We start from the raw sequence: 16090 nt of genomic DNA, 5'->3' as shown, positions 1-16090 counted from the left end.
TAGATATGGATTATAGAGATTTGAAAATTGGAAAGCATGGATTGCCAACATGGGATGCGTTAATTCCTAATGTTTTACATTATTTAGAAGACGGGAATGCAAAGAATTCTAAAATGATTTTTAAGGATATAGCTGATTCACTAAAGTTACCAAAAGATTTGAGAGAAGCTACTTATCCAAATAATCCTAGAGCTAATATGATTGAGGATAGAGTTAAATGGGCTATTAGTGAATTGAACACTGGTGGGGCGCTTGAACGACCATCAAGAGGTGTCTATAGAATTTCTTCAGTTGGTAAGGAGCTTCTAAACTTAGATGATAAAGAATTAACTAGAAATAAGGTACATTCATTACCAGCCTATGTTAATCATAAAAATGAATTAAAAGAGCGAAATAGGATTAAAGGTGTTGCTGAAAAAGAAGACGCTGAAGAAAATAGCGATGATAGTTTTTCAGAAGAAATGGATGTTATTGACAAATTAACTAAACAAACTGACAAATATAATAATGAAATTGCTGCTAATTTGTTAAAGAGAATTCAAGATGCGGAACCAGCTTTTTTTGAAAACTTGGTTGTAAAATTATTGGTTAAAATGGGTTATAAAGGTCCAAACGGTTCTTCAAAGGTTACTCAAAAAACTAACGACGGTGGGATCGACGGCATAATCAATCAAGATCCACTGGGAACAAGTACAGTTTATATTCAAGCTAAGAGATACAAAGATGACAATGTCGTTCAAAGACCAGCAATCGATGGTTTCTTTGGAGCTTTGTCACGTGTTCACGCCGATCGTGGTGTATTTATTACTACTTCTCATTTTTCTAGTAGTGCTATTTCTACCGCTAAGAATTTTTCAATAGTCCTGATTGATGGGATTCAGTTGACTAATTTGATGTTGCAATATCAAGTTGGTGTTCAAGTTAAAAAACATTTAAATTTGTTTGAAATTGATGAAGATTTTTTTGAAGATTAATTTAATGAGTAGTTAGACAATTTGTCTAGCTGCTTTTTTATTATGGAATAGAAGAAAAACGTACTCTTAAATACTAAAACTCTTTAACAGCGCAAACTTTACAGTTAAACTAAGTACAATGAAGGTTTTTTGTAGTTTTTTAACTGTAAAGTGAGGGAGATATATGGTGTTGTACAGAGCAAAAAGGGAGCTTGCTTTTGAGAAAGAGTTTGTAGAAACCTTAACTCAGAACGGGTGGACGTATAACAAAGCACTAGATAATGCGACACCCAAGGATTTGGAAAACCATTTCCGTGAGATTCTCAATCAAAATAATCATAGTGTTCTGAACGGAGTAAAAATCACTGATACTGAAATGAGTGAAATTATGCGTAATATCGGTGGAAAAACTCCAACTGAAATGAATGAATTTTTAACTGGTAATTATGAATCAATCTTAAATATTGCAAGAGATAATCCGGAATTAGGAACTATGGACTTGAAGTTGTTTTGGCGTGATGCAATTGCTGGTGGACAAATGCGTTATGAAGTTATTCGTCAAGCTATTCGTCCAGGCAAAGAAGATTCACCTGATAATGTTAACCGTCGTTTTGATGTGACATTGTTATTCAATGGATTACCCTTGATTCAAATTGAAGAGAAAAAAGTCGATGTCAGTATCAAGGAAGCATCAAATCAAATCGTAAAATACAAATCAGAAAATAAGTATGACGGTTTATTTTCAGCCGTTCAGATTTTTGTGGCCTTAAAAGAAGACACGGCCCGTTATTTTGCTAACGAAAAGAGTGCGGACTTGTTCAATAATAAATTCTTCTTTGAATGGTTAGATAAGAAAAATCAACCAGTCCATAATTGGAAACAATTTATCGAAGACTTTTTAAAAATACCTATGGCACACAATCTTATTAGTAATTACACAGTTGCTGATGGAGATGCCTTAAAAGTTTTACGTCCATATCAAATTCATGCTGTAAATGCTGTTCGTGAAGCTTTTTCTAAGCATGAAGATGGTTACGTTTGGCACGCTACAGGGTCTGGAAAAACACTCACAGCCTATAAAATAGCTACTTTATTGCAGAGAAATCCAAATAATCAAGTGATTTTCTTGTCAGATAGAAAAGAGCTAGATAATCAATCAGGAAAGAATTTTAGTAAGTTCTCAACTAATAGTGACGATACTATTTTTGAAACTAATAATACTGGAGAATTAATTAAAAGACTTAGGAGTTCTAAGCCGGGGGTCATTACAACGACCATTAACAAAATGAAAATAGCCGTTGAAAGAAATGAAGAAGCTATTAATACTGGTCATAGAGAACCTTTAGCCAGTGTAATGAAGAAACGCATGGTATTTATCGTTGATGAAGCTCACAGATCGCAATTTGGAGAAATGCAAAAAGTTATTCGCCAAGCTTTTCCTAAACAGAATTGGTATGGATTTACCGGAACTCCAATTTTTGATTTCAATAAAACGCCACAAGATCAAACTACCGAGAGCCAGTTTGGACCAGAGCTTCATCGCTACAACATCGGGAACGCACTAAGTGATGGGGCTATTTTGCCATTTAATTCTGAGTATGTCAGTTTGATGCAGGTAACTGATGAACGTAATGGTGATGAAGTAGAAGAAGAGCAAATACCTGACGAAGCATATAACGGTGATAAGGAGGTTGCTCAAAATTATCGTTTAAAAGTTGTGAAGTGGATTATTAAGAATTGGCGTAGAAAGTCTGAAAAGGGTAAATTCAATGCTATTTTTGCGACTGTAGACATTAATCAGGCCTTGAAGTATTACCGACTATTCAAAAAAATGGAACAAAAAGGAAAGCATAACCTTAAAGTTGCTTTGACTTATTCCATTAATGAAAATGGCGATGCCAATCAAGAACAACGTTCAGGTTTAGCAGAGGCTATGAGAGACTACTCGATTCGTTATGCTGGATCAGAAACGGCATTTTCTCTCGATAACGTGAATGTCTATATCGATGATGTTGCAAAAAGAACAGCTCGTACTGAAGCACAATACAAAAACTTGCCACCAGATAAAGAAATTGATCTAACGATTGTAGTGGCACGTTTATTGACAGGTTTTGACGCACCGAGATTGAATACATTGTATTTAGATAAATTGATGCAATATCAAGGATTGATTCAAGCTTTCGCTAGAACTAATCGTGTTTATGACAAGAATAAAACGCAAGGAAACATCGTCATGTTCAGACGCCCTAAACTGATGAGAGCAAGAACTGAAGATGCGTTTGAAAAGTACGCTGGAGAAGGTTCATTCAAGAAAGTCTTTCGACCTGAATTTCATGAAATGGAAGATACTTTCAAGGAAGCTGTTAAGGAACTAAAAGAGTTTACTCCAACTCCTGAAGTGGCGAACAATTTAACTAAATCCACTGAAAAAGAACAAGTGGATTTCTTAAAGAAATTTAGGAATTTATCTAAAGAATTACAATACATCTCTTCATATTCTGATTTTGATTGGGTTGAACATGCTGACGAGTATGGAATAACTAAAGAAGAATTTGGTTATTTCCAAGGTGCTTTTCAAAATATTAGGGATTATTTAAAGGAACATAAACCTGACGATAAAGATGATTCGGATCCTATTTCATTAAAATATGACCTTGACGATGTAGTAATTACTGAACTTTTTATAGATAAAGAATATGTCTTAGGATTAGCAACTAAATACTTGTTAGATACAGAAAACCTATTTGCAGCTGATGAATTTAACCAAGCTGCCGATAAATTTGCAAAATCCGGAAATCAACGTGAAGCTGATAGTATCCGAGAATTCGTGACAGAAGAAAGAAAACGTGGAGATATACCTGCTAATTATGATGCCAGAGCTAGTTATGCACTCCATCAAAGTAGAAAGAAGCAACAAAAAATAACTAAATTCGTCAATGAATATGGACTTGATGAAGAATTATTTAACCGCTTGGTAACTGAATATGAAGCAACCGGTGAATTTGGACATGAACAAGCTTTGAAACAGACGGCTGATATTAAAGTTGCCGAAAGTAACGGCCATGAATATCGCAATATCTTGAGTTTTAAAGGTTCAGTTCAGCGTGCTTGGAGAAAGTTTATCAAAGACGACTTAGCACCATACATTGCAGGGGAGAAATAAAAAATGAGTGAAGATACATCAAAAACATTAGAGCAAGCATTGTGGAATTCCGCCAACGCCTTGAGAGGAACGATGGATGCTAGTGAATATAAAAACTATTTGTTAGGTTTGATTTTTTATCGATTCCTAAGTGATATGACTTTGAAAACAGTTATGGAAGCTACTGGTGAAGATGGTGATCCAATCGAAGTCTATAAGAAATATTGGGATGAGCAACAAGAAGATATTAAGAGTGAATTATATGGAGCTAACGGATATATCATTGAACCTAATGATTTATTTGACTCGATGGTCGTTAGAATTCAACATCATCAATTCCAAATTAGTGATTTGAAACAAGCATTATTCAATGTTGAACAATCAGTAAAAGGGCACAGTTCGGAAGAAGATTTCGAAGGATTATTTTCTGATATTGATTTAGATTCAAATAAATTAGGCAAAAATCCCAGTCAAACTATGAACGACGTTATTACTTCTTTAAAAGATATTAATTTTGATAATGGTCGCGATGTTTTAGGGGATGCCTATGAATATTTAATTAGTGAGTTCGCTTTGAGTGCTGGTAAAAAGGCTGGAGAATTCTACACACCAAGATCAGTTAGTGAAATTATTGCTCGGATTGTTTCTATTGGTCACAAAGAAGGAGATACTCAAATTCGTAGTGTCTATGATCCAGCTATGGGTTCAGGTTCTTTGCTATTAACGATTGCTGATCAAGTAACTGGAGATCAACCAATTAGTTATCATGGACAAGAATTGAACAATACAACTTTTAACTTAGCTCGTATGAATTTGATGTTGCACGGTGTAAGTTACGAAGATATTTATGCTCGTAATGGTGACACTTTGGACGTTGATTGGCCATCAGATGAACCTTATCAATTCGATGCTGTAGCGATGAATCCTCCTTATTCAGCCCATTGGGATAATAACGCTGGTCGTTTGAGTGACCCACGTTTTCGTGATTATGGAAAATTAGCACCTAAAACTAAAGCCGACTATGCCTTTCTATTGCATGGTTTATATCATTTGAAACCGACTGGTACGATGGGAATTGTCTTACCACATGGTGTCTTATTCCGTGGTGCAGCTGAAGGAACGATTCGTAAAGAGTTGATTAATAAGAACCAAATTGACGCTGTTATCGGGCTTCCAGCTAACATCTTTTATTCAACAAGTATTCCAACCTTAATTATGATTCTCAAAAAGAACAAAACTAATGATGATATCTTATTCATTGATGCAAGTAATGAATTTGAAAAAGGTAAAAATCAGAATAAATTAACTGAAGAAAATATCGATAAAATTGTTCAAACTTATGCAGACCGTAAGAACGTTGATAAGTACGCTCATGTAGCGACAATCGATGAGATTAAAGAGAATGAATACAATTTAAATATTCCTCGATATGTTGATACTTTTGAACCTGAACCAGAAATTGACTTAGGTGAAGTTACTAAAGAAATTCGAGAAAATAACAAAAAAATTATGGAAAATAAAAATGAGTTGCTTTCAATGATGAAAGAACTCACTTCTTCGGATGAAAAGACTCAGAATGATCTTAATGATTTTATCTCTATGTTGAATGATGAGGTGAATAATCATGGATAAGAAAATGGTGCCTGAGGTTCGATTTAAAGGGTTTTCTGACGATTGGGAACAGCATTCATTTCAGAACACTCTAATCATACACTCTGGAAAAGATTACAAACATTTAAATAAAGGAAATATTCCCGTATACGGCACTGGCGGTTATATGCTTTCAGTCGATGAAGACCTATCCAAAGTAGATGGCATTGGTCTTGGAAGAAAAGGTACGATAGATAAACCACAATATTTGAAGGCCCCTTTTTGGACAGTTGATACATTATTTTATATGACCCCTAAGCCTAATTTTGAAATATTATTCTTATATGCAATTGTTCAAAAATTCAATTGGAAAAAATTGAATGAAGCATCTGGGGTACCAAGTTTATCTAAGAAGACTATAGAAAAAGTAATACAATTTTACCCTGTTCAATTAGAACAAAAGAAACTTGGAATTTTATTAAAAAACATTACAGAAGCGGTTCTCCTACAACAACGTCAATTAGACTCCTACAACAAGCTTAAAAAAGGATTATTACAAAAGCTATTCCCTAAAGATGGGGAAAAGGTACCTAAAGTAAGATTTACTAATTTCACTGGAGATTGGGAACAGCATAAGTTAGGAATGATGGCGCAAATAGTTCGTGGAGCTTCTCCCAGACCAATAAAAAGTAAAAAGTGGTTTAATGATAAATCAAATATTGGATGGTTAAGAATTTCTGATGTTACCTCTCAAAATGGAAGAATAACACATCTTACCCAAAGATTGTCCGAAGCAGGTCAAAGTAAAACCAGAATAGTTAATACTCCCCATCTGCTTTTAAGTATTGCAGCATCAGTAGGGAAACCTGTAATAAATTACATTCCCACAGGGGTACATGATGGGTTTTTAATATTTTTAAATCCAAAATTTGAAATTGAGTATATGTTTCAATGGTTGACTTATTATCAAAATGAATGGAAAAAGTACGGTCAACCTGGTAGCCAAATTAATTTAAATTCTGATATTATTAAAAATCAAAGTTTGTTCATTGCAACCATCACCGAACAGAAAAAAATTGAAAATATTTTACGGCATGTAGATAAGCTTATTGCCCAACAACACAAGCAATTAAATGAATTAAAATCTCTAAAAAAATATCTACTGCAAAAGCTATTCATCTAATAATAACAAAAAGACAAACACAACAATTTAAATATTGTCATGTTTGTCTTTTTACATTAGTTGAGCCATTTGTCGCATTATTTTTTCGCCATCTTGCGTTTCTAATTCCTGAATAATATGAAGATAAGTTTCTTGAGTGGTGGTCATATTAGAATGTCCCAATCTTCTTGCAACACTGGCAATCGAAACCCCAGCAAATAAGAGAATCGATGCATGAGTATGTCTAAGCCCATGGACAGTGATGATGGGAACTTCAGCACGTTTGCATAAAACAGTTAGACGATTATTTACGGTCGAATTAAAAACACGCTGCTTAACAAAAATCGGTTCATTTTCAGGTAAGTTTTTTACCATCTGAGAAAACTGCATAGCAATCTGCCAATCAAGTTGGACTTTTCTGATTGATGAGAAGTTTTTAGTAGGTTGAAAGTTACCTTTCGTTGCTCGGTAATTCCAAGTTTTACTGACATTCAATAATTGCTTAGCAAAGTCAAAATCATTTGGAGTAATTGCCAAAGCTTCCGCAAATCTCAATCCAGTTTTAGCTACCAGTAAAATGTACCAATCCCAATTTAATTCTGTTCCTAGATCAAGTTGTCTGATTAATTGTTGCAACTCATATTGATTTAAAAACTTAGGTTTCTTTTTGCTTGGCTTTTTTCCTTTAATAATGATTTTTCGAGTAGGATTTTGTTTGATCAATCCTTCATCTACAGCATCCATAATGGCACTTTTTACTTGATGATGAAAATCTTGAGTAGTTTGTTTCTCATGTTCCAAAGCATAATCATTAATCAATTTCTGATAAGTTCTTCGATTCAAATCATTTAACTTTAATTCCGGAGCCAACTTAGTAATCCATTTTAGGCTCATATAATATTTGTCCAAAGTGACTGATCTAATAGCGTTAACTTTGTACAATTCAATCCATTCTTCATAATACTTATAAAATAACTGTGATGATTTAGTTCTGGGCATAGAAAAAACCTCCGAATAATTTATGTGGTATTAAATTTAGATACCAGTATTTATTATCCAGAAGTTGAAAATTCTAGCATTCGATTTTGTTAAATAAATAATTTTTGTAGTAGAAACTTTTTTAACTGCTTTAATTTTTTTAAATTATTTTCTTGTAATAGTATTTGAAAATCTAACAATTGAAATATATGACCAATATTCTTTTGTTCATGTATGGTAGGTATTGTAATCGGCATTTCCTTCATTTGTTTGCCTGATACTTCTGTAAAGGTTGAACCTCCACCAACTCTTTCTCCATATCTTTTCAATTTATCAGAATTTGAATATAAATAATATATATCCAGTTTATCTTTAATGGGTACTATTGATTGAAAACCTTGATTAGTTGTTCCTTCTTTTTTTAATATTGCAGTATTTCCAATACCCGCCCGAGATGTGAATAGTAAAGTATTAATTGGTAATATTTTTGCTGAACTTTTATTAAGTCCAAGTTTGGTTATTCTTTTTTGACTATGATTTACAAAAATACTTTTACCTATTTCAACAGGAGAATACCAATCTATATCTCCATTCCAATACTCACCTATTTTTGTAGATGGAGTTCCGCCTCCAATAACATTGGCTAAATCTTTTAGTTTTCGCTGTTCCCAGTCTTCATGAAAATCAGCAAATCTAACTTCGGGTACTCTTTCCCCATCTTTCGGGAATAATTTTTGTAATAATCCTTTTTTAAGCTTGTTGTAGGAGTCTAATTGACGTTGTTGTAGAGCAACCGAGTTATCAATCAAAGATAGTAAGTCTGATACTTTTTTTTGTTCGGCGATATTAAATGGAATATAAAAGTTCAAATTTTTAATATCATCTGAATTAATTGATTCAAATGTAGATCCGGTAGTAAGCTTATTCCAATAACCACTCGATTTTATTTTTTTCAATAATTGAAAAATAAATGAGTTCTCACTTAATGCAGCAATACCTCTACCTATGACAATGTCATAGTTTGTACTACTAACATCACCCACAGGAGCTCGTACACTCAAAAGCGTACTTCCCTTTTTGGCAGATTTAGTTATTTGTTTTGTCCATATTCTTGGTTTTACCCAACCGTCCACAATATCAGTATTTCCTTGAACTAAAATATAATCTTTGGGATTGTTTGTATAATTTGAAGATTTTGGTGATTGTCCCATTGTTACAGATACTACATCATTTAGCTTACGAAGTTCCCAAGTTTTAGTAAAAAAGTAGAAATTAAATTTGATTATTTTGATTATTTTTATTAGACAAAAATCTTTAATAATAACAAATATAATTATTGTTAAAATAGTAAAACTTATTTTTGATCATTATTGGGTGAGTAATAATTCGGTTAAATAACAATAACTTTAGATTTACTTAATACTCCAAGGAATCAAAAGGAGAAAAGTAAAAAAAGTCTCCAAAATAAAAAAGACCGAGCATCAAAACTCAGCCTTAAAATTCAAAATAAAACCATCAATGCAAATTAATAACTCTCTCTCCAGCAACAAACTCATCTTTCCCAATCTGATAATAAGCATTATCCCCCAAATAAGCAGGCTTCTCAAAGGCAATCCACTCACTACCAACAGCCAAAGTCTTCCCAGTATCGTTTAATTTCCCATCAAAAACAGGGGCAGGCAAGACCGGACCAATTCGAATCGTAATGGTCTTTTTCTCAAAGTGTTTTCGATTGTGATGACCACTGAAACCTTCCAACTCATCAAATCGAATCCATTCATTAGTCGCAATCCGATAATAGATTTCACCATTTCTTGAAACAGTCTGATCATAAAACCAAGCTGTCTTAGGTGCCACGGCACGATTACGAATCAAGCTGAATTGATTGTTATTGAAGGTATACAATGTTAAAAATGGTTTATTGCCAATAGTAGTGACAATCCCCGAATAACTAGTATCGATTGGTCCGTTGTCAGTTGGAAAATAATTATAAGTGGTAGTTTTTGCTGATACGTCGATCAAAGTAGTGCAAGGTACTAAAAGAAAAAGAACAGAAAATAAACTCAAAGCGTGGTATTTTTTCATGTAGAACTCCTTTTCATTGTATTTGCACCGCCAGTATAGCAAAAAATAAAATTTCTTACTGGTTTTAAAAGCAAGTTTTTTAGTGTTAAAATATACGACCAAGTGTTCGCTTGGTCTTTTTTATTTTCACTAAAATTGATACAATATCATAGGTAAAGATTGGGGATAAAATAATATGAAAATACTCTTCGTAGGAGATGTCGTAGGTTCTGTCGGCATTAAGGCAATTGAAACGTATCTACCTGAAATCAAAAAGAAGGTTAAGCCACAACTAACCATCGTAAACGGTGAAAATGCTGCTGGTGGTAAGGGAACCAAAGAACCTGACTATCAAAAGATCACTCGTGCTGGAGCTGATGTGGTCACGGGAGGAAATCATACTTGGGATAAACGTGAAATCTTAGACTTCATCGATGATCCTAAGAAAAATATTTTACGTCCATACAATTTCCCTGGTAAAAATGTTCCTGGTCGTGGCTTTATCGAAATCAACGTCAATTCTAAAAAAGTCTACGTCATCAACATGATGGGAACAGCGATGATGCGTGCGCTCGATAATCCGTTTTTAGCCGCCGATGATTTGTTGAAGACTTTGGACGATGATGCTATCAAATTTGTTGACTTCCACGCTGAAACAACTAGTGAAAAGATTGCTTTTGCCAATTACATGGTTGGTCGTGTTTCAGCAGTTGTCGGAACTCACACTCACGTTCAAACTAATGATGCACAAGTTATCAACAAGCAAACGGCACTCTTGACTGATGTCGGGATGACCGGTTCATACGACGGTATCTTAGGTGACAAAAAAGAACCAATCATCAATAACTTCTTAACGCAAAGACCTAATCGCTTCGATGTTGATGAAGATGGTCGCATGCAAATTAATTTCTGTGTTGTTGAAATAAATGACAAAACAAACAATGCACGTAGTATCAAAAATTATGTAATTACACCAAATAATCAAACTTTTTTGAATTAATGGAGGGAATTCATGCCTCAAAAAACTAAAGAAACACCAATGATGGAGCAATATCTGGAGTATAAGAAACAATACCCAGATGCTTTTTTGTTATATCGAGTTGGTGACTTTTATGAAATGTTTTACGACGATGCTGTCAAAGGTTCACAAATTCTCGAATTGACTTTGACATCCCGCAACAAAAAAGCTGACGAGGGTATCCCCATGTGTGGAGTGCCGCATCATGCAATTGAAGGCTATATCGACACCCTTGTGGATAAAGGTTACAAAGTTGCTGTCTGTGACCAACTAGAAAATCCCGCTGATGCCCAAGGTAAAATGGTCAAACGTGGCGTGACTCGAGTAGTTACTCCTGGAACTATCATGGACAAAGCCAACCAAGCTAAGGAAAACAACTACATCACAGCCATCACAGCACACAAAGATGTCTTTGGCTTAGCTTATGCTGACTTATCCACTGGTGAAGTTAAAGTTACCTCAGTCAAAAATCAGTTAGATTTAACCAATGAATTGCAAAATCTCGATACTAAAGAAACAGTTGTCTACGGTAGTTTCCCACAAAAATACCTCGACCAATTGCGCAAATACGGTATCTTGATTTCTAAATTAGATGAGTTAGATGACAATTACAGTTTCGATTTTTCACAGATTTCAAATGATCAAGAAGTTGATACTGTTAAGCTATTGATCAGTTATTTAATCAAAACCCAAATGCGCTCCCTCGACCATTTGAAGCCGGCTCAATCATATGAAACTTCCGCTTATTTATTGATGGACCATTCGGCTCAAAGCAATTTGGAATTGTTCAAAAATATTCGGACTAATAAGAAGTCGGGAACACTCTTGTGGCTCTTAGACGAAACGAAAACTGCCATGGGAAGTCGACTTCTCAAACAATGGTTAGCCAGACCTTTGATTTCAGTCGATAAGTTAAAACAACGTCAGCATTTCGTACAAGTATTCTTGGATAATTATTTCCAAAGATCATCATTCCAAGATTATTTAACAAAGGTTTATGACCTTGAACGTTTAGCTGGACGAGTAGCTTATGGAACTGTTAACGGCCGTGACTTGATTCAATTGAAGACTTCTTTACAACAAGTGCCTGAAATTAAGTCTATCTTGCTAGATATCGGTGATGACGAATTGACAGCCTTTGTGGAAAAAATCGACGAAGTGGCTGATATCCGTGATTTGATCGACCAAGCTATCGTTGAAGAAGCTCCAATTTCTGTTACTGGCGGGGGTTTGATCAAAGAAGGTTACAACGACCAACTTGACCAATATCTCGACGCTTCAAAAAATGGTAAGAAGTGGCTCGCTACTTTAAAGGCTAAGGAACAAGACGAAACTGGTATCAATAATTTGAAGATTGGCTACAACAAGGTCTTTGGTTACTACATCGAAGTCAGTCGTGCTAATATCGACAAAGTCCCAGAAGACCGCTATACCAGAAAGCAAACTTTGGTCAATGCTGAACGCTACATCACACCAGAATTAAAAGAAAAAGAGAGCATGATCCTAGAGGCTGAAGAGAAGTCAAAAGGTTTGGAATATCACTTATTTGACCACATTCGTCAAAAAATCAAAGACCAAATCAGACGTATTCAAGCCCTAGCTAATATTTTGTCACAACTCGATGTTCTCCAGAGTTTTGCGGTCGTCAGTGAAGATTACCACTACGTCGCTCCAGAATTTGTGGATAAACACGAGCTAAAAATCACTAACGGACGTCACCCAGTTGTGGAAAAAGTCTTGAGTAATAACAGCTACATTCCAAATGATGTCAATTTTGACAAAGACACTGATATTTTGTTGATAACTGGACCCAATATGTCCGGTAAAAGTACTTACATGCGTCAACTAGCTCTGATCGTTATCATGGCTCAAATCGGTTGTTTTGTTCCCGCAGAGAGTGCCAAATTGCCAATATTTGATCACATCTTTACTAGAATCGGTGCTGCCGATGATTTGATTTCTGGTGACAGTACTTTCATGGTCGAGATGCGTGAAGCTAATGATGCTTTGAAGAATGCGACTGAGAATAGTTTGATCATCTTTGATGAAATTGGTCGAGGAACGGCTACTTATGACGGGATGGCGCTGGCTCAAGCAATCATCGAATACATCGACAAAAATGTACATGCGATGACGATGTTTTCAACTCACTATCACGAATTGACGGAACTAGAAGCTCAATTACCAGGTTTGAAAAATGTCCACGTTGACGCTTCTGAAGAAAATGGCGATTTAGTCTTCTTGCACAAAGTTTTGCCCGGACCTGCGGATAAGTCTTACGGAATCCACGTTGCTAAATTAGCTGGATTGCCAGAAGAAGTTTTGAACAGTGCCGGCAAGATTTTGAGCAGTTTGGAAGAAACTTCCGTTCATACGACGACTTCGGAAAGTATCCATGAACCAGCTGCTCTAAAGCCAGTCGAAAAAGTCAAAGAACAACCAGAAGTAGTTGATACGGTAGATGACGACGAACAACAATTGTCGCTTTTCCCAGAACCCAAACCAACTACTAAGAAGATATCCACCAAAGAATCACAAGTGGTAAAAGAAATTTCTGAACAAGATTTAATGGGTATCACCCCAATTGAAGCCATTAACTTACTTTACAAATGGCAGAAAAAACTCAAATAAACTTAAATAAAAGAAGGTGGAAAAATGGGTATTATTCATGAACTACCAGTTGAATTAAGCAACCAGATCGCAGCTGGGGAAGTTATTGAACGCCCAGCATCAGTCGTCAAAGAGCTGGTGGAAAATTCCATCGATGCCAAAGCTACTCAAGTTTTAATTACCGTCGCCCAAGCAGGATTGAAGTCGATCGAAGTCAATGACAATGGTAAAGGAATTGCTAGTGATGATGTCGAAGTTGCCTTTTTGCCACATACGACTAGTAAGATTTCAACTGACCGTGACTTGTTCAATGTCAAAACCTTGGGATTTCGTGGTGAAGCTTTAGCTAGTATCGCTTCTGTTTCCAAATTGACGGTTGTTTCAAGTGTTGACGGTAAGTCAGCTCAACGGGCTAAGTTCTCAGGTAATGAGTTGATCAAGAAGGAAACTTTTGCCCGTTCAAAAGGAACAACTATGACAGTTGAAGATTTGTTCTTCAATACGCCGGCTCGTTTGAAATACGTTAAGTCGCTGCACACTGAATTGAACAAAATCGTCGATATCGTTGACCGTTTAGCCATGGGGCATCCCGAGATTTCATTTCGCTTGATTCACGAAGGTAAGGACTTAGTTTGGACTTCTGGCAACAACAATTTACAGCAGACGATTGCCGGAATTTATGGTCGCACGATTGCTAGTCACATGCTCGATTTTGAAAATTCTGACCCCGATTATCAAATCAAAGGTTACTTTTCAAAGCCAGATACGACTCGTTCCAATCGTTCGTACATTTCAATAATTTTGAACGGTCGCTACATTCGCAATTTCCAACTAACTAACGCTATCATCAGAGGTTATGGTTCGAAGTTGATGGTGGCAAGATTTCCAATTGCGGTAGTCGATATCACCATGGATCCGGCTCTAGTCGACATCAACGTTCATCCGACGAAACAAGAAGTTAGACTTACTAACGAAGGTCACATCGGTGACTTGATCAGCAATGGGATTCGTGAACGTTTGTCAGATCAAAACTTGATTCCAGATGCAGTCAAAAATCTTGGTAAAAAAGAGATTACTCCAAAAGTTGATACGTATAAACCTGAACAAATCAGTTTGAATGATGTATCGACTATCGACAAGATCAACGAACCACTAATGACTGCTACAGCTGAACCGGCACCAGAATATCAGCGTCCAATGTCACCAGAAGCGCCAGTAGAAACGCCGATGGATGGGATGCCAATTTTTAAAGACCCCAAACATCTTAGGTCTTGGGACCAACGACTCAAACAAGAAACTGAACAAAAACTCAGAGTGGTCGACTCGCAACAAGCAACTCAACAAGAACCAGTATCACAAGAAGAAACGATTGGCTTTCCAGATTTACGTTACATCGGCCAAATCCACGGAACTTATTTAGTTGCTGAGAGTGAAGATGGCTTTTACTTGATTGATCAACACGCCGCCCAAGAGCGAGTTAATTACGAATACTATCGTAAAGAGATTGGCAAAGTTTCCAACGACCAACAAAAACTATTAGTCCCAATCGTCTTGGATTATCCCAACGCTGAAAGTATTTTGATCAAAGAAAAGAAACCCGTTTTGGAGAGTATTGGTTTGTATTTGGACGACTTTGGTCAAAATAGTTTTGTTGTCAACACTCATCCGACTTGGTTTGTGCCCGGGCAAGAAGAGTCGACCATCAAAGAAATGATTGACTATGTCCTAAATGATTCTAAAATTAGTGTGGCTAGTTTTCGTGAGAAGAACGCTATCATGATGAGTTGTAAGCGAGCTATCAAAGCTAATCACCACATAACTGACAATGAAGCACGAAAGTTATTGGAGAATTTGACTAAGGCCGAGAATCCTTATAATTGTCCCCATGGTCGTCCGGTATTAGTGCAATTTAGCAACAAGGATCTCGAGAAAATGTTCAAGAGAATCCAAGATCCACACGATACTAGAGAGAGTGAATAAATTATGTTTGAATATTTGAATGGTTTAATAACAGCAGTGACTCCTTCATATATTGTGGTGGATGTCCAAGGTGTCGGTTACAAAGTACAAGTGGCTAATCCTTATCGTTACGAAGAGAACCAAGAAGCTAGAGTTTATGTTGAACAAATCGTTCGTGACAATGAGCAGTCGTTGTATGGTTTTTATGATTTGAATGAGAAAAATATTTTCTTACATTTAATCAGCGTTTCAGGAATCGGACCAAAGAGTGCTTTAGCAATTTTAGCTGGGCAAGACTTGCAAGGCTTGATCCATGCGATTGAAAATGACGACGTCAAATTCTTAACTAAGTTTCCTAAGATTGGTAAGAAGACCGCTCAACAAATCATCTTGGATCTATCTGGTAAATTTACCGCTGAAGGTCAGATGACTCTAGGTGAAACTCCAGCTGTCTTAAGTAACGGCAACCAAGAATTAGAGGATGGACTAGCAGCCTTAGATTCATTAGGTTATTCAGCTAAAGAGATCAGTAAAGTAAAGTCACAATTAGAAAAAGAAAATCTCAAATCTGCCGACGAGTACTTACGTGCCGGATTAAAATTATTGAGTTAGGG

At 35.9% G+C, this 16090-nt stretch carries 11 protein-coding genes; 8 read left to right on the top strand and 3 right to left on the bottom strand.

All coding sequences use genetic code 11. The annotated features are described in order from the left end of the window. Positions 1 to 5 precede the first annotated feature (5 nt). From LF20184_RS09630 to LF20184_RS09615, 4 genes are all read left to right on the top strand, one after another. The gene (locus LF20184_RS09630; RefSeq protein WP_010018724.1) at positions 6 to 974 is read left to right on the top strand and encodes a restriction endonuclease; all 969 of its coding nucleotides are present in this window, start codon (positions 6 to 8) and stop codon (positions 972 to 974) included. Positions 975 to 1137: 163 nt separating this feature from the next. Next, positions 1138 to 4116, top strand: coding sequence for a type I restriction endonuclease subunit R (locus LF20184_RS09625; RefSeq protein ID WP_010018725.1), 2979 nt, complete (start codon positions 1138 to 1140; stop codon positions 4114 to 4116). Positions 4117 to 4119: 3 nt separating this feature from the next. After that, positions 4120 to 5727 carry a type I restriction-modification system subunit M gene (locus tag LF20184_RS09620; RefSeq protein WP_010018727.1) on the top strand — a complete coding sequence of 536 codons (1608 nt, stop codon included), beginning with the start codon at positions 4120 to 4122 and terminating at the stop codon, positions 5725 to 5727. Beyond that, positions 5720 to 6868, top strand: coding sequence for a restriction endonuclease subunit S (locus tag LF20184_RS09615; RefSeq protein ID WP_010018728.1), 1149 nt, complete (start codon positions 5720 to 5722; stop codon positions 6866 to 6868). The genes LF20184_RS09620 and LF20184_RS09615 overlap by 8 nt, the downstream gene beginning before the upstream one ends. Positions 6869 to 6919: 51 nt before the next feature. Here LF20184_RS09615 and LF20184_RS09610 read toward each other — a convergent pair whose 3' ends face one another. The 3 genes from LF20184_RS09610 to LF20184_RS09600 form a co-directional block, all read right to left on the bottom strand. After that, positions 6920 to 7846, bottom strand: a complete 927-nt coding sequence (locus tag LF20184_RS09610) for a site-specific integrase (RefSeq protein ID WP_010018729.1) — start codon at positions 7844 to 7846, stop codon at positions 6920 to 6922. A gap of 89 nt (positions 7847 to 7935) precedes the next feature. Beyond that, positions 7936 to 9108: a restriction endonuclease subunit S gene (locus tag LF20184_RS09605; protein WP_277751462.1), complete on the bottom strand. Its 1173-nt coding sequence runs from the start codon at positions 9106 to 9108 to the stop codon at positions 7936 to 7938. Positions 9109 to 9340: 232 nt separating this feature from the next. After that, positions 9341 to 9910 (bottom strand): SLAP domain-containing protein, encoded by a 570-nt coding sequence (locus LF20184_RS09600; RefSeq protein WP_010018731.1) that lies wholly within the window; start codon positions 9908 to 9910, stop codon positions 9341 to 9343. Between the two features lie 175 nt (positions 9911 to 10085). On the opposite strand from LF20184_RS09600, the gene LF20184_RS09595 reads away from it, so the two are divergent. Genes LF20184_RS09595 through ruvA form a run of 4 tightly spaced genes read left to right on the top strand, consistent with a single transcriptional unit; the run spans position 10086 to position 16088 of the window. Beyond that, positions 10086 to 10889, top strand: a complete 804-nt coding sequence (locus tag LF20184_RS09595) for a TIGR00282 family metallophosphoesterase (RefSeq protein ID WP_010018732.1) — start codon at positions 10086 to 10088, stop codon at positions 10887 to 10889. A 12-nt stretch (positions 10890 to 10901) separates the two neighbouring features. Beyond that, the gene (gene mutS / locus LF20184_RS09590) at positions 10902 to 13538 is read left to right on the top strand and encodes a DNA mismatch repair protein MutS (RefSeq protein ID WP_010018733.1); all 2637 of its coding nucleotides are present in this window, start codon (positions 10902 to 10904) and stop codon (positions 13536 to 13538) included. Between the two features lie 24 nt (positions 13539 to 13562). Beyond that, complete coding sequence (gene mutL, locus LF20184_RS09585) at positions 13563 to 15497, top strand: DNA mismatch repair endonuclease MutL (protein ID WP_010018734.1); 1935 nt, start codon at positions 13563 to 13565, stop codon at positions 15495 to 15497. Between the two features lie 3 nt (positions 15498 to 15500). Next, entirely contained in the window at positions 15501 to 16088 is a 588-nt protein-coding gene (ruvA, locus tag LF20184_RS09580; protein WP_010018736.1) for a Holliday junction branch migration protein RuvA, read from the top strand. The last annotated feature ends 2 nt before the right edge of the window (positions 16089 to 16090 follow it).

The sequence above is a fragment of the Companilactobacillus farciminis KCTC 3681 = DSM 20184 genome, from assembly GCF_002706745.1.
Lineage (GTDB): Bacteria > Bacillota > Bacilli > Lactobacillales > Lactobacillaceae > Companilactobacillus > Companilactobacillus farciminis.
The sequence above is the reverse complement of the archived record's forward strand: the minus strand, read 5'-3'. Positions and strand labels throughout refer to the sequence as shown.